The organism is Granulicella sp. L46 (genome assembly GCF_009765785.1).
Lineage (GTDB): Bacteria > Acidobacteriota > Terriglobia > Terriglobales > Acidobacteriaceae > Granulicella.
Genome location: NZ_LMUT01000025.1, coordinates 65,770 through 91,321, shown reverse-complemented (window position 1 = coordinate 91,321; position 25,552 = coordinate 65,770). Strand labels below are relative to the sequence as shown.

The following is a 25,552-nucleotide window of genomic DNA, read 5'->3' as shown; positions in this document are numbered from 1 at the left end:
ATTGTCCAGCGAGCGCTGGAGCGAATCGGCCTTCTGGTTTCGTGGCACTCGCGATCCTTTCAGTTGTTGGAAGCGGATGTTGCCAATAATCTTCTGTGTGTTCAAACAGATTCTGAGAGCTTCTCGATGATGGTGGTGTCATTCGAAGTAGCTGTGCGGGATAGAACCTCGCGCGCAAACGTGGGCGGTACGCGGTAGCGAGTTCACCGGGGGAAGGTCGGCGGTTTCTTGAAGAGGCCGTCCGTCTGGTGGGAGCCTTTGTCGACAATCCGCGTCTAAATGACAGCGTTTCCAAACCGGAGGCGGTTTAGATTCGTAATCTCTAAGGAAGGTTCGGGCTAAGATGGGCAGTGGTACAAGTAGATCGACGTACACCGGTCTACGGAGAGTTCGAGAGGTTCGGTGAATCTGATGTTTTTGCTATTGTTGGCGTACTTTGGTGGCATTCTTACGATCCTCAGCCCGTGCATTCTTCCGGTGCTCCCGTTTGTATTCGCTCGTTCCGACCAGCCGTTTCGCAAGAGCGGTCTTCCACTGTTGGCGGGCATGGCCGTCACGTTTGCGCTGGTAGCGAGTCTAGCGACCGTAGGTGGCGGGTGGGTGGTCAGAGCAAACCAGTTTGGTCGTATCGCCGCCTTGGTTCTGTTTGGAATTTTCGGTCTCACGCTACTCTTCTCCTCCCTCGCCGAGCGGATCTCGCGACCAATTGTGAGCCTGGGCAGCAGGCTTTCCAGAAATCCTGAAGCCGGCCCGAGCATTGCGAACTCCTTTCTGCTTGGAATTGGGACGGGGCTCCTGTGGGCACCCTGCGCGGGCCCAATTCTCGGCATCATCCTAACCACGGCAGCGCTCGGTGGCGCCAGCGCTCGCACCGTGCTGCTGCTACTGGTTTACGCCGCAGGTGCGGCAACTTCGCTCGCGATTGCCTTGCTTGCGGGAGGCAAGGCGTTTGCTGCCATGAAGCGCTCGCTCGGCGCAGAGGAGTGGATTCGCCGGGTCCTCGGCGTTGCGATCCTCGCAGGTGTTGTGGCCGTTGCGTTCGGCCTGGACCGTGGAGTTCTCTCTCGTCTTTCCCTCGCCAGTACCTCCAGCTTCGAGCAGCGGCTCGTCGACAAGTTTCGTTCCCCAGGCCAACCAACCGGAGCTCCGAATGACCAGGGCAAGAACAATGCAGCCGGTGCCATGACGGGCCCATCAGCCGTCGACGGCTCGAAAGCGCCCGCGCTTGAGAAGATTGCGGGCGCTACTGCCTGGATTAACTCTGCTCCGCTTACTGCGTCAGATCTCCGTGGCAAGGTTGTCCTGGTAGATTTCTGGACGTACTCCTGTATTAACTGTCTGCGCACGCTGCCTTACGTCAAGGCATGGAATGAAAAGTACAAGAATGACGGTCTGGTCATCATCGGTGTGCACACGCCGGAGTTTGCCTTCGAGAAGGACGAGGCCAACGTGCGCAAAGCGGTGAAGGATCTCGGTATTACCTACCCCGTCGCGATGGATAACGACTACCGCATCTGGCGCAACTTCCAGAATGAATACTGGCCAGCGGACTACCTCATCGATGCCCAGGGCCATATCCGCGAGCACCACTTCGGGGAAGGCAGTTACGACGAATCCGAGCAGCAGATTCGCAGCCTGCTCGAAGAAGCCAACCACAAGCCGCTACCCGGAGCGGCGAGTCCCATCGCTGCCGCTGGTGCCGAAGCCGCTCCCGACACCAGCGACCTCCTTTCACCCGAAACCTACATCGGCTACGAGCGTGCCGAGCACTTCGCCTCCCCGGGCGGCTTTAATCAGGACGCCCCTAAGCTCTATGGCGCCCCCACCACGCTGCAACTCAACCAGTGGGCCTTCAGTGGCCAATGGAAAGACGAGGGCATGATTGCCACGTCGCTCAGCGCTTCCGCGGCGATCGTTTACCGTTTCCACGCCCGCGATCTCCACCTCGTGCTTGGGCCTTCGAGCGATGGCAAGCCCATTCGCTTCCGCATCACCCTCGACGGCAAGGCACCGGGTGAAGACCATGGAGCCGATACCGACGCCGACGGCTACGGCACCGTCACGGACAACCGCCTCTACCAGTTGGTTCGCCAGAACGGTACCATCCGCGACCGCACCTTCCGCATCGAATTCCTTAGTCCCGGTGTCGAGGCTTTCTCCTTCACCTTCGGCTGAAACCCTTCGCCCTAACGCTCGTCAAATCGAATGAGGCACTAAAATGCAGATCCCTTCTGATAACAGTTCTCCAGTTCCAGAACTCCAGAACTCTACCCCCGCGCAGCGTACCAGCCGCCGCGCCTTCGTCATCACCGGTGCCGGCGCATGCGGCGCAGCAGCTCTATGGTTCTTGCATCGGCCATCGCTCATCAGCGTGGAGGCGAATGCGAAGCCGGGCACGGTGACCATCATTCAGTTTGCTGCCAACGGCCAAGCTACCGGCAAGGTGACGGTCCCGCGCGTGATCAAGACGGACGCCGAATGGCGCGCGCAGCTCTCGCCCATCTCTTACTCGGTGACGCGCCGCGCCGACACTGAACGACCCTACTCAGGCAGCACGTGGGATCTCCACGACCACGGAATCTTTCGCTGCGTCTGCTGCGACAACGCCCTCTTTAACTCCGACACCAAGTTCGATTCCGGAACTGGCTGGCCCAGCTTCTACCAACCCATCGCCAAGCAAAACATCGTCGAGACAAGTGATGACACGCTCGGCATGGAACGCACCGCAGTTTCCTGTCGCGAGTGCGACGCCCACCTGGGGCACGTCTTCAACGACGGACCAGCGCCCACCGGCCTCCGCTACTGCATGAACTCTGCGGCCATGCACTTCGTAAAACTCGCCTAGCAGCATGTTCATTGATTCGAGTTCAACCTTGCGCTCATAATGGTGCATGCCGCCTCACACGCCTTTGTTCAGACGTCCGATCTGCTCGCTCCTAAGGCGCCAGCTGAAGCTACATTGCCTCGGGATGAAGCGCACTTTCCTGCGGACCGAAGCTCCATCACTTATCGCAAAGGACTCGCCGCGCTCGGTCTGGGACGAACCTATACGGCCTAGACATCGCAGCCGGAAACACCCGCTCTATACGCTCTGGTCAGACGAGCCGATTGTTTCGAAGTAGAGATGAGCGTGATTCTGGCATCCGGGATTAAACGAAGCCGCGCATTGAGGGCAGCGGCTCGAACTGTCCAGGTACTGCCTTACGGTCAACTCCGTACCGCACGCACCGCATAACACCGCCTCTTGATCCCATTCGCTCAGAGGCCAAACCTTCGGAGCATGATCCGCGAGCGCGTCGTGGCATTCCCTGCACGCATAGTAAAGCCCGCAACACTTCATCCTGATTGCAACGATGTCGAGACGACTGTGGTAGTGGAGACAGCGAGTCTGCGCGTCCAGATCAATCCCGTAGACATCGGGCATATCTTCAGACATAAATGCCGCGGGATTTGACGAAGAGCACAGATATTCCTTCTATCAGGGCCCCTTGATATCAGACCATGCTTGTCGTATATTGATCTCGGACCTACTTAGTCGTATATCAATTGATCCGCCGGAGGCTAGAGACAAGCGCCTCAGACATAGACCAGATCCCCGCGGCTGACTCTTGGCAGAGACCGCGAGGATCTGGAAGACCACAGCCGTAAGCTGCGGGCTTCCCTCACTATAGGGTTCCCGCCCGCAAAACTTCAACTGTCACAATGGCCAACGATCTTTATGGCCAAGGACGAACGTGTGCGCTTTGAGGCAGGGCGATGAGTCGTAAGACATTTAGCTATGGGCGCTTGAAAGTTAGTTCTCTATTTCTTGCAATTGCGGTTTCTGTGAGCACGGTCGGAGCGCAGACCAGCGCGCCGGCACATCTTGGGCGCGGCGGTATGTCGGCTCAGGTCACGGCGAAGACGGTCGCACACGCCACGTCCGGGTTCGGACGCGGCAGAACTGCGGTCGACTGCAGCGGTGGCACGGGCACAGCCAGCGATCCCGGTCCGCCGAAAGGAACCTAGAACGTCGCGGTCACTGGAACCGCCGGGAGTGGGACTTCGCAATCCCAGGTGAGCGCGAGCGTGCCCATCACGATCGATTAACAGTTCAACGCCAACCAAATCATTCACCTTCACGAATCAGGAATAGCACAAGAAAGACTGGACAGAGTAATGAGTAGGATCATCAGGAAATTGGTTTCCGCAGGGGTAAGAGCGTTGTTGGTGGTGATTGTCTTCTCTTCTGCAATGGCATGGGCCAGCGTCGGCGGGAGCATCTCGGGCACCATCAAGGATCCCTCGGGACGAGTCGTTGCAAAGGCGAATGTGGTCGTGCGCGAAGTGAATACCGGACTCTCTTATCAGAGCCACACCGATGGCCGAGGAACCTATACCTTCCCGGTGCTGCCAGTGGGCCGGTATGAGCTCGATGTGCAAGCGACTGGATTTCGCGGATATCAGCGTACGGGGATCACGCTTGACACCAATGCTGCCCTGACTCTCGACGCTATCCTGGAAGTGGGCAGTGTTGCTGAGACGGTAATTGTGGTTGACGATGCATTGCATGTCGAGACGACGAGCACGCAAATGGGCCAGGTTATTACTGGCAGACAGATGACAGCAGTGCCTCTCGATGGCCGTAGCTTTACGGACCTTCTTTCATTGCAGGCCGGCGTAGCTCCCGCGACGTCGATTACTTCCACCACTGTGCAGGACGTCGGAGCGACCGTCCTTAATCCTTCAGGAACCCTCAATCCTGGAACAATCTCGGTCAACGGTCAAAGGGAGTTCGCCAACTACTTCAGTGTGAATGGAAGCGATACAGAAGAGGACGTAAACGCTGGTACTTCGATCGTTCCCAACCTTGATTCGATCGCAGAGTTTCGTATTGTGACTAGCAACTTCGACGCAGAGTACGGGGAGTTCAGCGGTGGTCAGATCAACGTGATCACCAAATCTGGAACAAATCGGTTTCACGGCAATGCCTTCGACTTCCTTCGCAACACGGCTCTGGATGCGCGCAACTACTTTTCGCCTACTCGTGGCGCATTCAACCAAAACCAGTTTGGCGGCACCTTCGGCGGCCCCATTCATCATGACAAAGTCTTTTTCTTCGTCGATTATCAAGGCACTCGGCAGACCCAGGGCATCGATACCGGAAACATCGGCGTGCCCTCCAATGCCGATCGCACAGGAAACCTTGCAGACCAAGCAGCGAACCTTGTCGGGACCGTCGGCGGGCCCTACTTCGCCACACTTCTTACGCAGGAGTTAGGTTATAGCGTCGTTCCAGGCGAACCCTATTACGTCGCAGGATGCACGACTTCGGCCGAGTGCGTCTTTCCCAATGCCGTGATTCCTACACAAGCGTGGTCCGTTCCGGCGCAACGAATGCTGCAGTATATTCCGGCTCCAAATACCGCCAACGGGTCATTCGCCACCTCTGCGTATAACCAGATCCTCCGCGACGACAAGGGTGCGGTTCGTGTCGACGCGCAGACCCACGTGGGTCTGCTGTCGGCCTATTATTTTATCGATGACTTCAGCCTCAACAACCCTTATCCTGTCGCGCAGAGCGGAGCCAGCGTCCCGGGTTTCAACGCGCTCACGACAGGCCGCGCTCAGCTCATCTCCCTTGGCGATACCAAGATGCTGAATGCGACAACATTCAATGAACTCCACCTCAGCTATACGCGCGACTACACGAATCTCGGCCAGCCCATCGGTGGCGTCGGCGTCAGCCTCGTCTCGCAGGGCTTTGAGAATGCGGATGGAACACCAAGTATCGTCTCTCTCGATCCGAAGGGTGAGAGTGTCGAGAATCTTAACTTCAATAGCTATTCCACGGGCGCTGCGGCAAACCAGCTCACACAGGCTAACAACACTTATGAGGTAACCGATGCCTTCTCCAAGGTGCTCGGCGCCCACACCCTCAAGTTTGGCGGCGAGACACATTTCGACCAGGTTAACGCGCATCCCATTGCCCAATTCAACGGCAGCTTCGTCTTCTCCGGACAAGAGACGGGCGTCGACTTCGCCGACTTCCTCATCGGCGTACCCAATCAATACAACCAAAGCCAGCTGAACCCGTTTTATGCGCGTAACAAATACGTTGGCCTCTTCGCGCAGGACAGCTGGCGCCTCGCGCCAAACCTTACGCTGAACTATGGTTTGCGCTGGGACCGCATCGCTCCATGGACTGAAAAGTATAACCAGATCTCGACCTTTGTTGCGGGTGCGCAGTCGGCGGTCTTCCCCGGTGCGCCGGCGGGAATCCTCTATCCGGGCGATCCTCTGCCGGGTGGCGGAACGGTACCCGATACCCTTGCGCCAATCAGCAACCGGAGTTTTGCCCCGCGTGTTGGTTTGGCATGGTCGCCAGAAGGACCGTCGGGTAGCTTGCTTGCGAAAGTTCTCGGCCCTGCCGGGACGACAAGCATTCGCGCCAGCGCTGGCATGTTCTACACCGCCATCGATGCACTCTCGATCGGAGTGCTTGCGGCCAATGCTCCATATGGAACGACCTATACGAGCCCTCTGCCCCCACTCTTCGCGACACCGTTCATTACGGCTTCTACAGGCGAGAATAATGGTCAGCCGTTTCCGTATACCTTCGCTCCGTTGGATTCATCGCGCAGCAACCCTGACGCGAATATCGACTGGGCCAACTTCGAGCCAATCAGCGGCATTCCCGGATATGACGTTCACGGCAAAGTTCCTTACACGGAGGAATGGATGCTCTCGATCGAACGCCAGGCCGGTCCCGATACCGTCTTCAGCGCGAGTTATGTCGGTACCGCCAGCCATCATCAGCGGGTGCTGATCGAGCCGAATCCCGGCGATCCCGCGTTGTGCCTGAGCCTCAGTCAGGCCAGCGAGGTAGTTGCGGGCACCCCAACTTGTGGTCCCGGTGGCGAGAACGGCGTCTACTATCCAGTGGGTGGTGGGGTTGTGAATGGAACCCGCGGACCGCTGGGACCGAACTTCGGTAGCAACGCGTTGCAATCGACGATTGGCAACGCGAACTACAACGCTCTTGAACTAAGTGTGCGCCACACCAGTGGACGGCTCGAGTTCGCCGTTGCTTATACCTATGGGAAGTCACTCGATCAATCGTCGAACCCAGCTGAGGAAGTAAATCCTTTCAACCCCGCGCTGAGTTATGCGATCTCCGCGTTCGACGTGAAACACAACGTCGTTGTCAGCTACGAATACCAGCTGCCTTTTGATCAACTCTTCCATCCGAACCGCCTGACCGAGGGCTGGTCCCTCTCTGGCATCACCCATTTTGCCAGCGGGTTTCCGGTGACGATGGTCAACAACGGCGATAACTCACTCATCGGGACAAATCCAAACGGAATCAACAACAGCAGCATCGACGAGCCTGATTACGACGGCGGCCCTCTGCAACTAAGCCATAATCCCCGCACCAATGGGAATAGTTATTTCAGCACCACAGTGTTCAGCATGAACGCTCTCGGCACTCCGGGGAATGCGAAGCGGCGTTTTTTCTATGGCCCGGGCGAGGACAACTACGACATGGCCATTGCGAAAAAGTTGAGGCTCACCGCGACAACGTCTCTCTTATTTCGTCTGGATGCCTTCAATGTCTTCAATCACACCCAGTTCAACGGCCCAAGTTCCGTGGATGGGGATATCGGCAGCTCAACATTCGGCGAAGTCATCAGCGCTGCAGCTCCTCGCATCCTTCAAGGTGCAGTAAAGTTCAACTTTTGATTCGCAGTGCTTAGGAGGTCTTCATGATGACGAAAGAGTTCGAGATCTTGAGTCGGATCTCGTACGCCTGCTCGTCACATATGACGATCGAGTCGACCGCCCACTAAACGGTCTATACCGCAGTGAGCGATCGGCTGCTACATGCTGACCTGGACGATATCGATCCGGCTACACACACTTCTCCGGTTAGATGTCTAGGTTCTTGACGTCCAGCGCGTTGTCTTCGATGAACTTGCGGCGGCTCTCGACATCTTCGCCCATCAGCGTCGTGAAGATCTCTTCGGTGGCTGCAATGTCTTCGAGCTTGACCTGCACCAACGTGCGGCGGGCAGGATCCATCGTGGTTTCCCAGAGCTGCGGTGCGGTCATCTCTCCGAGGCCCTTGTAGCGCTGGACTGAGTATTCCTTGCGACCCTGCTCGATGACATATTCGAAAACCTCGCGAGGGGTCTTCTTCTCGACCGGATCCTGCGAGACCTTGGCGGAGCGCTTGACGGGCTTCGCAACGGCCTCGACTGCAGCGGCACCGGCATCCATGGCGCCCTCGAGCTCAACCTCTTCGGTATCCTCGAGCTCCTGCTCGGCCTGCTCTTCGACAGACTTGGAGGCGGCCGAGGCGGCTTTGCCGGCATACTCGACCAGGAACGGTCCAACGAGCTGCTCGCGGATCTGCGCGTGCTTTGCCAGCAGCTGGCGCGACTCAGGTGCAGCAGCGAGCGTCCAGTCGATGTGACGGGGCGCACCCTGCGCGTCGACGTAGGTGATCGAGTAGGTGCGATGCTCTTCGTCGAACTCGACGGCAGAGACCGACTTGAACTGATACGTGCGCTCGATCGCCTTCAGGCGAGTTTGCATCTGCTTCAACTTGGCGTCGGTCTCAAAGTCCGCGCGGCGGATGGAGTCCTTGCCTTCGCTCGCGAAGATCTCGGCGAAGATGCGAACTACTTCTTCGTTGCGCAGGCGCTTAGCGACCTTGTCGAAGAAGCCGAGGTAGTCGTTGAGCGAGGCCATGTACTTGGTGAGCTCTTTGCCCTCGAGCTTCGCGCCGCCCTCACCGTAGCGAATGATCATGCCATCAGAGGCGCGCTTCACCATCACCTGCACGTACTCGCGCTCGTCCTTGATGTACTGCTCGAACTTGCCCTTCTTGATCCGGTACAGTGGCGGCTGCGCGATGAAGACGTGGCCGCGCAGAATGAGCTCCTGCATGTGGCGGAAGAAGAAGGTGAGCAACAGCGTGCGGATGTGCGATCCGTCGACGTCGGCATCGGTCATCAGGATGAGCTTGCCGTAGCGCAGCTTCGCGATATCGAAGTCGTCCTTGCCGATACCACAGCCAAGCGCTGTGATCATGGCGCGAATTTCCTCGTGTCCGAGCATCTTGTCGTAGCGGGCCTTCTCCACGTTGAGGATCTTGCCCTTCAGCGGAAGGATGGCCTGGAACTTACGATCGCGTCCCTGCTTGGCGGTTCCACCGGCCGACTCGCCCTCGACCAGATACAGCTCGCACAGCTCAGGCTTGCGCTCGGAGCAATCGGCTAGCTTGCCGGGAAGGCCGCCGCCATCGAGAGCACCCTTACGGCGGGTGAGGTCGCGAGCCTTGCGAGCAGCTTCTCTCGCTCTCGCAGCATCAATCGCTTTGTTGATGATCTTCTTCGCAATCGGGGGATTCTGCTCCAGGAAGGCACCCAGGCGCTCGTTCACGAATGCCTGCACGATGCCGGCGATGTCGGAGTTGAGCTTGCCCTTGGTCTGGCCTTCGAACTGCGGCTGCGGAAGCTTCACGCTGACGACCGCGACGAGACCTTCGCGCACGTCATCGCCGGAGAGATTCTCTTTGACGTCCTTGAAAAGCCCGAGTTGCTGGCCAGCGACGTTGATGGTGCGCGTGAGCGCGGTGCGGAAACCCGAAAGGTGGGTTCCTCCGTCGACCGTGTTGATGTTGTTCGCGAAGCTAAAGACCGTCTCGGAGTACGCGTCGTTATATTGCAGCGCAATTTCCATGACGACGTTGCCCTGCTCGGTCTCCATGTAGATAGGCTTTTCGTGCAGCACCTGCTTGCCCTTATTGAGCAGCTTGATGAACTCCGCGATACCGCCGGTGTACTTGTAGGTCTGCGACTTGGGTTCACCCTTGGCGTCGGCCTGGCGCTCGTCGGTGAGTGTGATCTCGATGCCCTTGTTGAGGAACGCAAGCTGGCGGAGACGGTTGGCGAGCGTGTCGAAGTTGTACTCGACGACGGTGAAGATGGTGCGATCCGGAAGGAAGTGAATCTTGGTGCCGCGACGCTTGGACGGGCCCATCTTGCGAAGCTCCGAGATGGGGTCGCCCTTGGAGTAGTCCATCTCCCAGGTAAAGCCGTCGCGCCAGATCTCGACCTCGAGCGCTTCGCTCAGCGCATTGACGCAGCTTACGCCGACGCCATGCAGGCCGCCCGAGACCTTGTAGTTGGAAGCGTCAAACTTGCCGCCAGCGTGCAGCATGGTGAGGACCACCTGCACGGCGGGCATGGTCTCGCCAGTGGGTAAGGTTTTATTGTCGACAGGAATGCCGCGGCCATCATCAACGACGGTAATGGAGTTGTCGACATGGATGGTGACATCGATGCGCGTGGCATAGCCAGCAAGCGCTTCGTCGACCGAGTTATCGACAACTTCGTAGACCAGATGATGCAGACCCATTTCGCCAGTTGAGCCGATGTACATGGCGGGGCGCAGGCGGACAGCGGCAAGGCCTTCGAGGATCGTAATATTTTCCGCGGAATAGCTTCCCGGATCGACTTGAGCCGCGGACGCGGCAGGCGGAGGAGGGGTCTGGCTGGCGGCTGTGGCAGGGGTAGTTTCTTCAGGCACGAACGGGACGCTCCAATGGGTTCAGGCTGGGGTCACAAAAAGTTGCAAAACCCTTGAAAATACTGGCGATTGACCAGTTTTCTCGACTCCTAAGTATAGCACGTTCCGGCCCCTTTTTGGAGGCTCGCGCGACCCATGGAAAGCACCCCTTTGGGGGTCTTGGGAGAGACGCAGAAAAGGCCCCGGAACGTGCGGCTCCAGGGCCTTTATCTGGTGCAGTTAGAGGTTCGGTCAGGCTGAGAAGGTGATCGGCTTTTCAGCAACCGGTGGCGGCAGGTGCTCGGCCAGAATTGCGTTGTAGAAGAGCCCTGCCAGCAGGCCGCCGATCAGTGGCGCGACCCAGAACAGCCACAGTTGACCCAGCGCCCAGAAATCGCCCCCCGCGGCCACCACGATCGCCGGGCCGGTAGAGCGCGCCGGGTTTACGGAGGTGTTCGTGATGGGAATGCTGATCAGGTGAATCAGCGTGAGGCAAAGACCAATAGCCAGCGGAGCGAGACCTTTCGCCGCCCGCTCGTCGGTCGCGCCGAGGATGACGAGGATGAAGAAGAAGGTGAGCAGCATCTCCGCAACCAGGCACGCGAGCAGGTTGTAGCCGCCGGGAGAATGGAGGCCGTAGCCGTTGGCAGCGAACCCGTTCAGGGCCCAGGTATCGCGGCCGGTAAAGATGATGTACAGCACGCCGGATGCGACCAGAGCTCCAGCCACCTGCGCAACCCAGTAAGGCAGAATCTCTTTGGCCGGAAAGCGCTTGCCCGCGACCAGGCCGAGCGTCACAGCAGGGTTAAGGTGACAGCCGGAGATGTGTCCGATGGCGTAGGCCATGGTGAGAACCGTAAGCCCGAAGGCGAACGCTACCCCCAGAAACCCGATGCCAAGGGAGGGAAACCCTGCGGCGAAGAGCGCTGCACCGCAGCCTCCGAAGACAAGCCAGAAGGTGCCGAAGAATTCGGCGACACAGCGATTCCTTAGAGAGACTTGCATGCTTCCTCCTAATGATCCTGAAATTTCAGTGAGACCAAGACGAAGTACGGCGAGCGCAGTCAGTCTACATCTGAAACATGCTGCAGTGATGAAAGAATCTCTGATTTCAGCGGGATACCTTTGACCGCGTCAATTCCGCGCGGTCAAACGTAACATCCCGGGCTACCAGACCTTGCAGTTGGGTTCGTGCACCATCGGTTGACCTACCTTGCAGGCGAAGGCCTTCTGAAATTCAGGAAGATTCGAGACCACGCCGTTGATGCGTGCGAACGAGGGCGAGTGCTCATCGGTGGCCGCTCGCAAGCGTTCGTCCTCCGGCCGCTCATTGGAACAAGCCCACTGCGCCATGCCCACGAAGAACCGCTGATCGGGCGTGAAACCGTCCTGGCTCGGCAGCTGCATTCCCGCCGTCTCTTTCTTCCAGGCCATATAGGCCAGCAGCGTTCCGCCAAGGTCCGCCACGTCTTCTCCGCTGGTCAGCTTGGAGGTGATGTGGATGTCGTCGACGACAACGTAACCAGCGTATTGCGTGCGCACACATCCGATGCGCTGCTCAAAGCCCTTCGCATCTTCCGGCGTCCACCAGTCGCGTAGGTTGCCCTTGGAGTCGAATTGGCGACCTTCGTCGTCGAAGGCATGCGTGAGTTCGTGGCCGATCGTTGCGCCGGTGTTGCCGTAGTTGGGCGCGTCGTCGAGCTTCGGATCGTATAGCGGCGGCTGCAGCACACCGGCGGGGAAGTTGATGTCGTTCATCTGCGGATCGAAGTACGCGTTCACGGTCGGCGGCGTCATGCCCCACTCGTCCCGATCAAGGGGTTTGCCCAGCTTGTTCCACTCGCGGGCCTGGTTGAAGCGATAGGCGCGGAGGACGTTCCCGGCATAGTCGTCCGGCTTGACCTCAAGCGCTGTGTAGTCGCGCCACTTGTCCGGGTAGCCGATCTTGTTGCGGATGGCGTGCAGCTTGCGCAGCGCCTCTTCTTTGGTCGCTGGGCTCATCCAGTCGAGATTCTCGATCTCGTGCTTCATCTCGGCTTCGATCTGCTCCGTCATCAACTCGGTCTTAGCCTTGGTCTCTTTGCTGAAGGTGCGATTCACGAACTCCTGGCCCAGCGCCTCACCAAGATTGCGGTCAATGGCGCGCGTACAGGTCTTCCAGCGTGGCGGCATCTGCGGGACGCCGCGCAGGGTGGTGGAATAGAAACCGTAGTACGCCTTCTCGTAGGACTCGGCCAGGTAGGAGGCCATGCCGCTGAGCAGATGGAAACGCAGGTAGGCGCGCAAGGCCGCCACATCTTCTGTAGACAGTTCCGTCTGCAGAGCCTTGAGGAACGCCGGCTGTGAGACGTTGAGCTTGGCCAGCCCGGGCGCGCCCTGCTGCTTGAAGTAGTCCGCCCAGTTGATCGCGGGGGTCAGCTTCTGCACGTCCGCAATCTCCATCATGTGATAGAGATTGTGCGGATCGCGCTGCTGCACGCGGGTGAGCGAGGCTTTCGCAAGCTCCGTCTCGATGTGCATGATGCTGGCAGCATCGGTGTGGGCCTGGGCGGCGGACTCTCCGCCGAGGGTCAGCATCTGCTCGATGTAGGCAACATACTGCTCGCGCAGCTTCACGCTCTTGGGGTCGGTCTTGAGGTAATAGTCGCGATCGGGCAGACCCAGACCGCCGGCGCCGACCTCGACGATGATCGTCGAGGAATCAATGGCGTCCTGCCCGGTGCCGGAGCGAAAGAAGTAGCTGCCCGGAGCGTCGTGATGCAGCGTGGCAATGGCGGCCAGCAGCTCAGATCGAGTATTGAGCGCATCGATGCGGGCGAGCGCAGCCTGAATGGGCTTGTCGCCGTCCGCATTGATAGCTGCCTTGTTCATGCAGGACTGAAAGTAGTCGCCAACCTTCTGCTGGATCGGTGTACGGTCGGTGGCCTTGGCGTCCTGTTTGAGAATGCCCCAGAGAAACTGCTGATTCTCATTGGCGAGCTTGGCGTAGACGTCCCATGTGGCCTGGTCCGCGGGGATCGGGTTAAGTTTCTTCCATCCACCACAGGCGTACTGATAAAAGTTCACGCAGGGGTCGACGGTCTTATCCATGCTGGTGAGATCGAGCGACGGCGAGTACGGCATCTCGGTGAGAGGCTGTGGCGCGGGCTGCTGGGCCGAACAGGTCGAGGCGGCGAAGAGAGCAGACGCGAGAGCGGGGAGAACGACACGCAGAAGCTTGATCACAGGGGGAATCTCCTGCGCAACATCGTACAGCAGGGGCAACCAGTGCTCGAGACATTCGGGATCAGGGGGATGCAGACTAAAACTGAAAATCCACGCCAAATGGGCGTGGATTACGCTATGTGCGCGTTGAATCTAAATTTTGGTGCCGAAAAGAGGACTCGAACCTCCACTGCTGCTTGCGCGTTGATTCTTGAAGTTTGGTGCCGAAAAGAGGACTCGAACCTCCACTCCCTTGCGAGAACGTGGACCTGAACCACGCGCGTCTGCCAATTCCGCCATTTCGGCTCACAATCAGAGGCCACCGCTGTATCCAGCCGCGCGAACTGCGTGAAGTCTTAGTCTCCCAGAGCGGGCGCTGGCTGTCAATGGTGGCGGGCTCGCGGCTGGGTTGCGCGAAGGCGGGAAGGTCAGGTTACACTGGGCGAATCCTGTGCGCAGGATACATCGTCCAACTCACTAACCTTTAACAGGAGCGGTACGGAGCCCTATGAGTGAGCCATCGACCAAGAACCAGCCGGTCGCGCAGCAGCAGATTCCTGAAGCACTTGCGCTGGAGATCCGGCGCCTTGCACATGACCTGTCCAACGCACTCGAGATCATCGTGCAAACCAGCTATCTGCTGAATATGGCCGAGTTGAAAGAGCCCGCCAGTGACTGGCTCCGCATGATGGATACCGGCGTGACCAAGGCGTTGGACCTGAACATGCAGCTGCGGGAGTACATCAAGCAACACACGCCACGATAGTTGTTAGTTGTTAGTTCTCAGTTGTTAGTGGGCGATTGCCTTTGCTGAGAACGTTCCTCACTGCGTTGCGGCGATCGCTGTGACGATCTTGTCCATGGTGGTGCGGTCGGCTGAGGTTGCGGGCGTGTGGTCGTCCACCATGACAGAGAAGATAACGGTGCGGCCGCTGGCTGCGTCGAGATAGCCGGAGAGCGCTCGCGATTCGCCCAGCGTTCCCGTCTTCGCGAAGACGTGACCCTTCACCGGCGAGTCCGGAAAGCGGCGGCTCAGTGAGCCGTTATCGCCAGCATCGGGGAGCGAGGCCTTCCACTGCGGGAACCACGGTTGCCTCGTAACATAGGCGAGGAAGCTTGCAGTGGCTCGCGGTGCGACTAGATCGTGATCGCTGAGGCCTGAGCCATCCAGAAAGAAGAAGTCATCGGGATCAACGCCCGCGTGGAGCAGATTGGCCCGAATGTAGCGCGCGCCGTCGAGCGTGGAACCGTCTCCGCAGGCGCTTTGCAGACCGAGGTTGTGGAGGAAGAGTTCGGCATGAAGATTCTGGCTGACTTTGTTGGTGAGCATAACGTCTTCGCCGAGCGGCGCGGACGTGTGCGAGGCAAGCATTGCACCGGAGGGCGTGGAGGGAGCTGAGCAGTCCGCCGTGCAAGTGCCTCCCGCGATGTTCATCGTGTCGCATGGGTCGGGCGTTAGCACTTCGGTGCGGTAGCTGCCTGGGTCGTTTGGCTTCTGGTGTTTCGCGCGGGCTTTCCCCGCGACCACGATGCCGCGCCGCACCAGCATCTGGTGCAGGGCCATGGCTGCGTACTCGGCGGGGTCAGCGATGGCGACTTCTTCGATGTCGGGGTGAGCATCCGCGGCGATGGAACCGTAGACGCGAATCACGCGTGAGCCGGCCAGCCGCTCGATTTGGATTCCGTCCGCCTGCTTACCAGCGGCCACCGTTGAGACCTCCGCCCGGACCGTGTAGTACGGAACATTCTGCTGGAGCACAACCTTGGTTGGGTGACCGGGCGTGACGACGAGTTCGAGCTGATTGCTTGTAATGCTGAGCGCGCTGACCGGGGCGCCGAAGCCCCAGATTTGGTCGTCCTGCGCCCATGACTCCGCGTAGGGCTCAAACGGATAGAGCGTGTCGTCGCCGACGATGTCGCCGTTGATGCGCTTCACTCCCTTGGCTACAAGCTGGTCCACGAGTGACTTGAGATCGGTGAGCGCTGGAGGCTGAGAAGGCGGGGGCGGTTCGCTCGCACTCTCTGAGCGGGGCTTATATGGCAGATCATCCGCGCCGAAGTTCGCATCTCCGCCGCCGACCAGCGTCAGGTCGCCCGTGATGGTGCCAGTGGCGGCGTTGAGCTTGCCGAAGATCCGCGTGTCGAACGTTTTGGCTGGGCCGAGCAGCTCCATGGCAGTGGCCGTGGTAAAGATCTTGTTGTTCGACGCGGGCCGGAAGAGCTTGCCCTCGTCGTGACCGTAGAGCGGTGTGCCATCCAGCGTGGTGACAGCGATGCCCCAGTGGGCGCGCGAGACAGACGGGTCCGCGAGCAGCGTTTCAATCTGCTGACCGAGTGCGGTGCCCGAGCCGTTAGGATAGGCAGGGTGAATAAATGCAGGGGCAGGCGGAGCCGGCGAAGTCTCCTGCGCGTGGGCAGACGTCGGCCGCATCGCCGCGACAAAAAGCAACAAAATCAGTGCAATTTGCGCAGAGATTTGCATTGCGCAAGTCTACAGAATTGGTGCAATTTATGCATAGCGTTTGGCTAAGGAGGCCTACAATTGCGCGGTAAAGTGGATGGGCTGCAAACCAACCCCGAAGTTGGGACCGAGCCGATGAATCGCAGCAACTACAGGCCGCACTTCGAGTGGCAGTTGCGCACGCGTAAGCTGGCACTGGGGCAACGCACGCTCCTGATGGCTATCGTGAACCTGACCCCGGATAGTTTTTCGGGCGACGGGTTGCTGAGCGCGGGCGGAACGGTTGGTCTGAGACCTCCAGCGGCGGTCATCAAGCTGGCCGTCGGGATGGCAATTGAGGCAGTCGATGCAGGCGCGGATATTGTGGACCTCGGTGCAGAGTCGACGCGACCGAATGCGACGCCGATTACGAGCGAGCAGGAGCAGGCACGCCTGCTCCCCGTATTGGAGCAGTTGCTGCGCGAGCGGCCCGACGCAGTGGTTTCCGTCGATACGTATCACGCGGACACGGCGCGGGCGGCGGGACGAGCTGGGGCCGAGATTATCAACGATGTCTCCGGCCTGACTTGGGATCCGTCGATGGCGAAAGCCGTCTCGCAGAGCGGATGCGGTTTGGTCCTGATGCATGCGCGCGGCCGCTCCGGGGAGTGGCAGACGCTGCCTGGGCTGGACGGCGACGCGGTAATGCCTGTGGTCTTTGCCGGGCTATGCGAACAACTGGCGCAGGCCGAAGCTGCCGGGATTCGCACCGAGCGGATCGTCGCCGATCCCGGGTTCGGCTTCGGCAAGCGCGGCGCGGAAAATTTTGCCCTGCTGGCGCGACTTGGGCGGTTGCGCGAGCTGGGGCGTCCGCTGCTCGTGGGACTCTCGCGCAAAGGATTTCTGGGCGACGCGGTGAAGCGTTTGCAGCGCAGGAAGGCAGAACCCGCCGAGGCTCGGCGCATCGCCACGGCGGCCGCGAACGTTGCGGCGATCCTTGCCGGAGCCCACGTATTGCGGGTGCACGATCTGCAGGTCGCACAGGAAGCTGCCGCCATCGCCGATGCGGTGTTGAGCGCTGCGAATCAAGACTGACGCAGAAAAGGGCGCAGCCTCTGCGCCCTTCCCGTGTCCCATCATTCCGAAGTCAGATCGTCAGAATCTCTTTTTCCTTGGCGCGGAAGAGTTCGTCGATGCGCTTGATCTCATGGTCGGTCAACTCCTGGATCTCGGCGTTGGCGCGCTTTTCGTCGTCGGCGGAGATCAGCTTGTCCTTGGCGGCCTTCTTCACTGCGTCATTACCTTCGCGGCGGATGTTGCGTATCGACGTTTTGTGATCCTCGACGGTACCCGCCAGTAGCTTGACCGTGTCCTTGCGTCGTTCTTCGGTCATGGGCGGAACGGGTACGCGGATGATCTTGCCGTCGTGCATGGGGTTGAAGCCATGCTGGCTGGTGCGGATGGCCTTTTCGATGGCCGTGACCAGGCTCTGCTCCCACGGCTGAACCAGAATCAGGTTCGCTTCGGGGGTGGTGATCTGCGCAACCTGTGAAATTGGGGTCTCGGTACCATAGTAGTCAACACGGATTCCGTCCAGCATATGGACCGATGCGCGGCCTGTGCGTACGCTTACGAGGTTCGCTCGAAAGTCATCCACCGAGCTGTTCATGCGCGCCTTGAGTCCGTCATATACGCCCGAAAGAGCCTCCATCCCTGCCATTGCCGATGCCATTGTGGTTACAACCTCCTGAATGCCGCCGGGTGCTGCGGTTACAACCCTTAGATTTTACAGCGGGATTTGCTGGCCCCGTCGATGCAATCAATGGGGGTTAGGTTGTAGACGGTTGGTGCTACCGAAAGGTGTAGCTCGACGGAGAGAATCGTTGACTTCACCCCCGCGTCCCCTATATCCTCGGATGAGATATATACCTGTACGCCTCGCACTTGCATCTCAAAGCTGAAGAGTCAGCGTGGCGGACTCAATTCATCGTTTACAGCCAAGGGCCCCCGGGTCGCGGCGGAAATAGGATCTCCCAATGAAGAAGACCTTTCTCCTCACTGCTCTCGCATTTGCAATGATCGCGGCGATTCCCGCTCGCGCCCAGGGTGGATGTGATGATTCACCGGAGAATCCCACTCTGATCTTGGCGGGATTGGCTGGTGGCGCCTACGCTATTTCGAACGTGCGCACGAAGATTCGCGCACGCCGAGCAGCGAAGAACCGTTAGGATTCCTGGCGGGCGGTAACTTGTAGTCCAGTATCCGATATTTGCGTTGCGACCTGCCCCCAAAAGGGGCGCTGAGGTTTGTGCCCACTACCCTCTCATCCCCACCGCAGTCCCTCACCTTCCAGTCTCGAACTGTCGTGGTGCTGGCCTCCTTGTGTGCAGCTGTGGGCCTTCTGACGATCTGGCCTTCTGTTCAATCCCTCTACAGCATTTGGACCACCGATGACCTCAAATCCATGGGCATGGTGGTTCCCCTTGTCTGCTATCTCTTGATTCTGCGCGCCTGGCAGAGCCTGGGCTGGGAGACGAACGGCTCCTGGTGGGGATTCGCGGTCCTGGCTGGCTCGGCGGCGATGATGTTCCTGCGCGATCAGATGCTGCTGATCGTCACCATCAATAAGAACTGGCTGCTCCAACTTCCACCGCTGCCGTTGGTTGCCGTTATCTACGCGGCCGGGATGGTGCTCCTGTTCGGAGGCACGCGCCTGCTCAAGGCAGCCTGGTTCCCGGTGCTCTTCATGTGGGCGGTCATTCCGGTGCCGCAGACGTTTAGCCGGCTTGTCGACCTGCCCCTGCAGCACGCCTCGGCTACAGTGGCTCGGGCCTGGGCGCATGCGCTCGGCCAGCAGCTTACGCAAGACAAACTTCGGTTGATGTTTACGCCGGAGTTCGGAATGTTCATCGCCCCCGGCTGCAACGGCATTCGCGGCGCGATTACGCTGGGGCTGGCGGCCGTCGTGGTCAGCTATCTCTACCGCTTCCGCTGGTATGTGTACGCGCCGGTCGTGGTGGGGGCCGTCCTTCTCGGATACCTGTTCAACTTCCTTCGACTTTGCCTGCTGGTCGTCTACTACAAAATCGCGCTGCCCTACCCCTGGCTGCAGCATCACGCGAAGATCGCCGACTATGTGATCGGTGGATGCCTGTTCGTGTGCGCCCTGGCGGTCTTCTTTACGGTCGCCAACAAGCTGCGCAATGACCCGGACACGACGACGGAACCGTCGCCCGAGCCGCACACGCCCCCTGTATCTTCATCGAGCGCCCAGCGGCTGCAAACCTCGTTGTTCCTGCGGGCCGCAGCCGTGCTGCTGATGGCAGCCATCTTCGGCGTGGATGTGCTGCATGAGCATCGGGTGGATGCTGCGCGCTTGGCAGCCCAGGTGCCGGCCGTCTTACCCGAACGTATCGGCGACTTTACCCTGGAGCGCACCTGGAATGAAACTCAGTTCGGCGTTCTGGTCTATAGCTGGGGAGAGTATGCGGAACCCACGGTGAACGGCGTCCCGGGTGCGCATGTGATGCTGGGTGTCTCGCCGCAGACCGTGCATGATGCCGAGGTATGCCATCTGGCGAGGGGTGAAGATCCGACATGGCACGGGCAGATTGTGGCTGCGACGGCCGCAGGCCCGGTGGAACTGACTGCCGCAACGTATAACGACGGCGCGACCCAGGAGCTCGAAGCCTCGACTGTCTGTGATAACGGCGCGTGCCGGCAGTACTCCGAGACCAGCCAGCATGTGACCGTGATCTATGCGCGTCCGCACCGTGGGGTTCCGCTGCAATCGGATACGACCCGGCCCATCCCCCTGATGCTGAAGGTAGAGAGCCTGGATACGATGACACCGGCGAACGTGATGGAGCCGCGCCTGGCGTCCACACTCATAACCTTCTTAAAGAGCGCCGACCTGCTTACCCTTACAGCGCCCTACGTCAAACAGTAATGCGAAGTAGAAGCTGATAGGCCGCAGGAGGGCTTTTCTGCCGTTCCAGCAGAGAAAACTTCTGCTCGCAGATCACCGATTAATGGCGAAAGCTCAAGTTTGGCAGCCCGCAGGTTCGCATGGGTTGCCGCGAGTCGCCTATAATCAAAGCTCTCCCTTCGTGTACCGCAGGGCTGGAATCAACAGCAGAATCCAACAAGCTTTGACAGATTCAAAGAGCAGTGAGGGTGTGGTTATCTTTACCGGAATCCGAGTGAGCGCAAGCTCCCTGAAGTGTACGACCCAGCCTGTGCGCACGCGCTCGAGCCGATTGGGCATCCTTGGCTTTGGCCAGAACCGCTCAACCTTGAACGCTGTTCTCCGCTGGGGCTTTTCGAGCTTGGTAATAGTTGCGAGCTTGTCTGCCGTCCCAGCGCTGATCTCGACCGCCGATGCGCAGGTCCAGGCCACGCCCCAGTTCTCCGCGGAAGCGGCACCACAGGTCCTGTGCCCGATCCAAGTGATCGGCAACCGGCGCATCCCCAAAGAGTCGATCGTTGCGCGACTGTTTAGCCGCGCCGGCGACCCGTTCGACCCGACCGTCGTTGAGCGTGATTACAATTCGCTCTGGAACACTGGCTACTTCGTTAATGTCCGCATCGAGAGAGTTCCGGGCCAGGGCTGCCTCCAGTTGGAGATCTACGTTCGTGAAAAACCTACGATCAGTGAGATCAACTACAAGGGCTTGAACTCAGTCTCCGTTTCGGACGTGATGGAGCGCTTCAAGAAGGAAAAGGTCTCCCTCAACGTCGAAAGCCAGTTCGACGAGACCCGCGTGAAGCGCGCCGAAGTGGTATTGCAGGAGATGCTCGGCGAGCACGGTCACCAGTTTGCCGTGATCCGCACCGAAGTCAAGACCATTCCTCCGGCACGCGTCGCGTTGACGTTTGTCATCAAGGAAGGTCCGACGGTCAAGGTAGGCAAGATCGCCTTCACCGGCAACCATGCGCTGACCCACCGTGAACTGGTGGCGGCGATGAAGAACCTGAAGCCCATCGGCATTCCGCACTCCATCATCCTCGAGAGCGTCTTTCCGCGCACCTTCGACGCCAGCAAGCTGGACGAAGACGCGGACCGGGTACGCGAAGCCTACCGCGACAAGGGCTACTTCAAGGCTCTTACGGGCGAGCCCCAGACCAACGTTCGCAACGCCGGCGGCATCAACCCCTTGACCCTGCATCCGTCGCACGGCAAGCGCGTCGATATCGTCATTCCGATTGAAGAGGGCGAGCGTTATCACCTGGGCGGAATCACCTTTACCGGCAACAAGTCGTACAGAAACGTAAAGGCTCTCCGTGCCCAGTTCCCTCAGAAAGACGGCGACTGGTTCAATGCGCGGATGTTCGGCAAAGGCATTGAAAATCTGCGCAAAGCCTACGGCGAAGGCGGATACATCAACATGGTGCCGACGCCGGTCCCACGGACCGATGAGGCCAAGAAGCTTGTGTACCTGGACATCGATATCGACGAGGGTAAGCAGTTTTATGTCTCGCGCATCGAGTTCACCGGCAACACGCTTACTCGCGACCGCGTTATCCGCCGCGAGCTGTTGATCGAAGAGGGCCAGGTCTACAACAGTCGGCTCGTCGATCTCTCGCTGCTGCGTTTGAACCAGCTAAGCTACTTCGATACGCTGAAGGCCGAGCAGGACGTGGAAACGCAGCAAAATGCGGACGCCGGCACCGTCGACCTGCTGATCAAGCTGCACGAAAAGGGCAAAAACTCCATCGGCATCAACGGTGGCGTCAGTGGCCTATCGGGTTCGTTCCTTGGCTTGAACTATCAGACCAACAACTTCCTCGGTCTGGGTGAAACGCTGAGCGTCAACGCGAATATCGGCGATCTCTCGCGCAACATCAGCCTGGGATTCACGGAACCTTACCTGCGCAACAAGCCGGTCTCGCTCGGTATCCAGGTGTTCGATCGCAAGACGGACTTCAATCCAGCGAAGAGCTATGCGATCACCAGCGGCCAAAGCGCCAACCTGACCAACGCGCAGAATTCGCTTCTCAACAACTACAACCAGTCGTCAAAGGGCGTGACGATCTCCACCAGCGAGGCACTGCGCAAGCTGTTCCGTCGTTCGGGTGTCGCGCGTATCGGCCTTGCCTACTCTCTGTCCAGCTCTGGAATTACGACGTTCAACCAGAACACGCTGAGCGTCTTCCAGACCCTGGCGTTCCGGTCGGGCATTGCTGGCGCAAACTCGTTGAACGGCATCGTGACCTCGATCGTGACGCCAAGCTTCAGCTTCTCGACCCTGGATCGCTCCATCGGACCGCATAACGGCAAGGACCTGAGTGTTGCCTTCCAGTTCGCGGGTGTCGGCGGCAATACCAAGTACTACGCGCCCAGCGCCTCCTGGCGCCAGTTCTTCCCGATGAAGGGCCTGAAGATCAACAAGGAAGGCCACAACGTCCTCGGCTATCGCGTCCAGGTAGCAAATATTGCTGGATATGGCGGCCAGGTCGCACCTCCGTACGCCCGTCTCTACGGCGGCGGCGAGAACGATCTGCGCGGGTTCGATATCCGCTCCATTTCCCCTTACACCTTCCTTCCGACCAAGGTCATGTTCAACCTGACGAACCCGGACGGAACCGTTGTCCCGCGCGATCCCACCAACCCAACGCTGGGCAATGTGCAGATCCCACTGCCCATCTATCGCCTCGCACCAATCGGTGGCGATACCTCGGTGACGTCCAACCTGGAGTACCGCTTCCCGATCGTCGATCAGGTTACCTTCGCGTTCTTCACGGACTTCGGGATGATCATGAACCTCGAGCCATCGCAGCTGCGTGAGAGCCCATTGGGCATCTCGGCGGTCAACAGCCCGCTCTACGGTTGCCCGCAGGTGATCAACGGAAACTGCGTCGGAGGCTATCAGCTGCCGCCGTTCTCGGAGTACCTGAAAACTGTCCCGGGAACCAACTTTGTTCCACGCATGTCGACTGGCGCGTATCTGCAGATAGTTATGCCGATCATCAACGCCCCGTTCCAGATCTACTACGCGTACAACCCGTTGCGCCTCTACAAGGACCTCCCCCAGGAGATCGTTGCTCCCGGCGCACCCGCTTGCACTGGTCCCGCGATCACCTGCTTCAAGGACTTCTTCCCGTTCGCGACTTCACCCGAGTCTGCGGCATTCAGTTACCAGCAAGCGCTGCAATTCTATGGAGCAGACTACGTCCTGCGCGAGCCGCGCAAGACGTTCCGCCTGACCATCAGCACCTCGTTCTAATCACCCGTTCCGCAATCGAACGGCAGCAGAAAAGAAAATATGGGTTGGCGAAGATCATCTCGCCAACCCATATTTTTGTGCCTGCGCTCTATGTCTATCGACCAATATGGAGAGCGTGCCAGAAATCTGCGGTGAATTCGACCAGCAGAGAGCTCAACGCAGACCCGGCGATCGACCCGGCGTACGCCTCGAGATTGTCTTTCACATTACGATTGGACGAAGGATAGTACGCATTATTCAGAGCCGTCGATGCAGCATAGCCAAGCAACTGAGCTGCATTGATTGTTCGCCGCCCGCTGTCGGTACGGGTGATCACCGGCCGCGTCGCAGCATACAACGCACGATGGAAGAAACTGTACTGCTTTCCCTGCACGTAATATCGGGGATCCTCATGCAGCAGCGGCGCAAAGACGGAGTCGGTGAAGACGCCCTGCGACGTGCCACGGATGGCGGCGGCGCCAAGCCGCTCGCCAAAGGCTCCGCTGTCCGTGCCGTAGTTCGGCTGGCCATTACGTAACTGCTCATATCCAGCCGCCACAATAATTCCGCTAAAGTTCTGGAGGCTATAGGTGCCTTGTAGACCAATGATCACCTTGTCGCGAGCCGTCAGCGTTTGAGCGCGCATATCCGGCATGATGTACTTCCTGTGAATTGGCGCGACCTGGTAGCCTCCGGGCTGATCCACAGGGATCGCATCGGACAAATCAACAGGATCGGCAGCAAGGTCCAGGGCCGCTGGTTGTGGTTGGGGCGCATCGATCTCAGGAACAGAAGGCTCTGCAGGCGTGGGATGCAACATCGCTGGAGCATCCAATGCTATTTCAGGAGGAGCCGTCACGCTCTGCGCCACAGCCGAGCAGGCGACCATACACGCCAACGGTCCAAGCAGCGCGAATGCCCTTTGCACGCGCGAACTTCTCTTCCTCAATGGTCCCAAACATTGAATTCTGCTGTGGTCTATCTGCATAGATGCGCTCAACGCTCTTACCCTACCCCTGTTCTTTTCCGCGTTTTCGCTCGTTCAGCGCGCTGCGCCTTCAGGAATAAAACGCCGTCTTTCTACGGACGCACACTAGAGCCACATGGTTGTTCACGCAATCAAATCCTTCAGAGTTATAGCGAAGAATCCGGCCAGGTATCGTCGTCACTTCCCGCGCGGGCCTCGCGAAATTACACCTGAACGCTTCTCGCCACCAGTAACCAGCTAGGCACTCGACGTTGACTCAAGCATCAACAGCACCCAATCATGAAGGTTGGATCTTCAGCGAAAGGGGCCCGTCGTTGCCGAGCATTGCGGAGAAACAGCTGCCGAGCATTGCGAACAAGCAGATGCCTGTCGATGCAGACCGACGGGTGCCAGGAATCGCCATCCACAGCGACCCACGCTCGACGCCTCCGCGGCGTTGGCCCATGTTCGCCGGAGCCACCTTCGTTGCGTTGGCGCTCACAACAGGCTGTCATCATCAAAAACACCAGGCCTACGCGCCCGCCCCACCGCCGTTGCGCACGCAACCTTCAGCCCGCCCGAACCGGCCCGACGAGACTCGCCGGGATCGCGAACCGGTCCCAGCACCCCAGGGCCGCCCGGAGTTTGTTGAGACAGGCATGGCGAGCTGGTATGGACCAAGCGGGCATCGCGCAGCGGACGGCTCATCCTACGATGGCACGGGCATGACTGCCGCACACAAGACACTTCCGCTCGGCACCATTGCCCGCGTCACCAACCTCGCAAACGGCGAATCAGTGACGGTGCGCATCACCGATCGCGGACCGTTCTCGCATGGACGTGTGTTGGACCTCTCCGAGAGCGCGGCTAAAAAAATTGACCTCTATCGCATGGGTGTCGCGCAGGTGCGCATCGAAGCCTTCGCGCCCTCCACCCCCACTGTCGAAGCCAAGTGGTGCGTGCAAACCGGAGCATTCCCGACCGAACAGGACGCGCTCGATCTCAAGAGCGCCCTTGCTCGCCGCTACGCCGGTTCCCGGGTCATCGAGTTCGCCAGCGCCACCGGCTACTGGGTGCGCATCGATCCGGTGAAGCACGATCACACGGAGGCCGCCGCCATTAAAGACTGGATCGGCACACCGCTGCCCCAGGTTGTGCCATACCTCGTTCGCGTCAACTGAC

At 59.3% G+C, this 25,552-nt stretch carries 17 protein-coding genes and 1 tRNA gene; 10 read left to right on the top strand and 8 right to left on the bottom strand.

Going from position 1 to position 25,552, the window contains the following annotated elements; genetic code table 11:
* Positions 1-411: 411 nt before the first annotated feature.
* Positions 412-2,175 (top strand): cytochrome c biogenesis protein DipZ, encoded by a 1,764-nt coding sequence (locus GSQ80_RS20385; protein ID WP_158789915.1) that lies wholly within the window; start codon positions 412-414, stop codon positions 2,173-2,175.
* Between the two features lie 43 nt (positions 2,176-2,218).
* Positions 2,219-2,845 carry a peptide-methionine (R)-S-oxide reductase MsrB gene (msrB, locus tag GSQ80_RS20380; protein WP_158789503.1) on the top strand — a complete coding sequence of 209 codons (627 nt, stop codon included), beginning with the start codon at positions 2,219-2,221 and terminating at the stop codon, positions 2,843-2,845.
* Positions 2,846-3,082: 237 nt separating this feature from the next.
* Here msrB and GSQ80_RS20375 read toward each other — a convergent pair whose 3' ends face one another.
* The gene (locus GSQ80_RS20375) at positions 3,083-3,424 is read right to left on the bottom strand and encodes a CHY zinc finger protein (protein ID WP_158789914.1); all 342 of its coding nucleotides are present in this window, start codon (positions 3,422-3,424) and stop codon (positions 3,083-3,085) included.
* 332 nt (positions 3,425-3,756) lie between these two features.
* Between GSQ80_RS20375 and GSQ80_RS20370 the strand changes: the two genes are divergently transcribed.
* Together GSQ80_RS20370 and GSQ80_RS20365 are read left to right on the top strand one after the other, a co-directional pair.
* Complete coding sequence (locus GSQ80_RS20370; protein WP_158789502.1) at positions 3,757-4,008, top strand: hypothetical protein; 252 nt, start codon at positions 3,757-3,759, stop codon at positions 4,006-4,008.
* A gap of 150 nt (positions 4,009-4,158) precedes the next feature.
* Positions 4,159-7,722, top strand: coding sequence for a TonB-dependent receptor (locus tag GSQ80_RS20365; protein ID WP_254059820.1), 3,564 nt, complete (start codon positions 4,159-4,161; stop codon positions 7,720-7,722).
* A 186-nt stretch (positions 7,723-7,908) separates the two neighbouring features.
* Here GSQ80_RS20365 and gyrB read toward each other — a convergent pair whose 3' ends face one another.
* The 4 genes from gyrB to GSQ80_RS20345 form a co-directional block, all read right to left on the bottom strand.
* On the bottom strand, positions 7,909-10,575 hold the full coding sequence (gyrB, locus tag GSQ80_RS20360) for a DNA topoisomerase (ATP-hydrolyzing) subunit B (protein WP_158789501.1): 2,667 nt from the start codon (positions 10,573-10,575) through the stop codon (positions 7,909-7,911).
* Between the two features lie 231 nt (positions 10,576-10,806).
* Positions 10,807-11,559: an aquaporin Z gene (aqpZ, locus tag GSQ80_RS20355; RefSeq protein WP_158789500.1), complete on the bottom strand. Its 753-nt coding sequence runs from the start codon at positions 11,557-11,559 to the stop codon at positions 10,807-10,809.
* Between the two features lie 162 nt (positions 11,560-11,721).
* Complete coding sequence (locus tag GSQ80_RS20350; RefSeq protein ID WP_254059819.1) at positions 11,722-13,779, bottom strand: M13 family metallopeptidase; 2,058 nt, start codon at positions 13,777-13,779, stop codon at positions 11,722-11,724.
* Positions 13,780-13,977: 198 nt separating this feature from the next.
* Positions 13,978-14,064 (bottom strand) — tRNA-Leu (locus GSQ80_RS20345).
* Positions 14,065-14,266: 202 nt separating this feature from the next.
* Between GSQ80_RS20345 and GSQ80_RS20340 the strand changes: the two genes are divergently transcribed.
* On the top strand, positions 14,267-14,524 hold the full coding sequence (locus tag GSQ80_RS20340; RefSeq protein ID WP_158789499.1) for a hypothetical protein: 258 nt from the start codon (positions 14,267-14,269) through the stop codon (positions 14,522-14,524).
* Between the two features lie 57 nt (positions 14,525-14,581).
* Here the strand turns inward: GSQ80_RS20340 and dacB are convergent, their stop codons facing one another.
* Positions 14,582-16,240, bottom strand: a complete 1,659-nt coding sequence (gene dacB / locus GSQ80_RS20335; RefSeq protein ID WP_254059818.1) for a D-alanyl-D-alanine carboxypeptidase/D-alanyl-D-alanine-endopeptidase — start codon at positions 16,238-16,240, stop codon at positions 14,582-14,584.
* 60 nt (positions 16,241-16,300) lie between these two features.
* Here dacB and folP point away from each other — a divergent pair, with 60 nt between their 5' ends.
* A complete protein-coding gene (folP, locus tag GSQ80_RS20330) occupies positions 16,301-17,293 on the top strand; it encodes a dihydropteroate synthase (protein ID WP_254059817.1) in 993 nt (330 codons plus the stop codon).
* A 52-nt stretch (positions 17,294-17,345) separates the two neighbouring features.
* Here folP and frr read toward each other — a convergent pair whose 3' ends face one another.
* Positions 17,346-17,930: a ribosome recycling factor gene (frr, locus tag GSQ80_RS20325; protein WP_158789498.1), complete on the bottom strand. Its 585-nt coding sequence runs from the start codon at positions 17,928-17,930 to the stop codon at positions 17,346-17,348.
* Positions 17,931-18,234: 304 nt separating this feature from the next.
* Here frr and GSQ80_RS20320 point away from each other — a divergent pair, with 304 nt between their 5' ends.
* The 3 genes from GSQ80_RS20320 (at position 18,235) to bamA (ending at position 23,424) form a co-directional block, all read left to right on the top strand.
* Complete coding sequence (locus GSQ80_RS20320) at positions 18,235-18,426, top strand: PExPT-CTERM protein (RefSeq protein ID WP_158789497.1); 192 nt, start codon at positions 18,235-18,237, stop codon at positions 18,424-18,426.
* 80 nt (positions 18,427-18,506) lie between these two features.
* On the top strand, positions 18,507-20,147 hold the full coding sequence (xrtJ, locus tag GSQ80_RS20315; protein WP_158789496.1) for an exosortase J: 1,641 nt from the start codon (positions 18,507-18,509) through the stop codon (positions 20,145-20,147).
* A gap of 229 nt (positions 20,148-20,376) precedes the next feature.
* Positions 20,377-23,424: an outer membrane protein assembly factor BamA gene (gene bamA / locus GSQ80_RS20310; protein WP_158789909.1), complete on the top strand. Its 3,048-nt coding sequence runs from the start codon at positions 20,377-20,379 to the stop codon at positions 23,422-23,424.
* A gap of 94 nt (positions 23,425-23,518) precedes the next feature.
* On the opposite strand, the gene GSQ80_RS20305 is transcribed toward bamA, so the two are convergent.
* The gene (locus tag GSQ80_RS20305; protein ID WP_158789495.1) at positions 23,519-24,331 is read right to left on the bottom strand and encodes a hypothetical protein; all 813 of its coding nucleotides are present in this window, start codon (positions 24,329-24,331) and stop codon (positions 23,519-23,521) included.
* Positions 24,332-24,705: 374 nt separating this feature from the next.
* Between GSQ80_RS20305 and GSQ80_RS20300 the strand changes: the two genes are divergently transcribed.
* Positions 24,706-25,551 (top strand): septal ring lytic transglycosylase RlpA family protein, encoded by an 846-nt coding sequence (locus GSQ80_RS20300; protein WP_254059816.1) that lies wholly within the window; start codon positions 24,706-24,708, stop codon positions 25,549-25,551.
* Position 25,552: the final 1 nt, after the last annotated feature.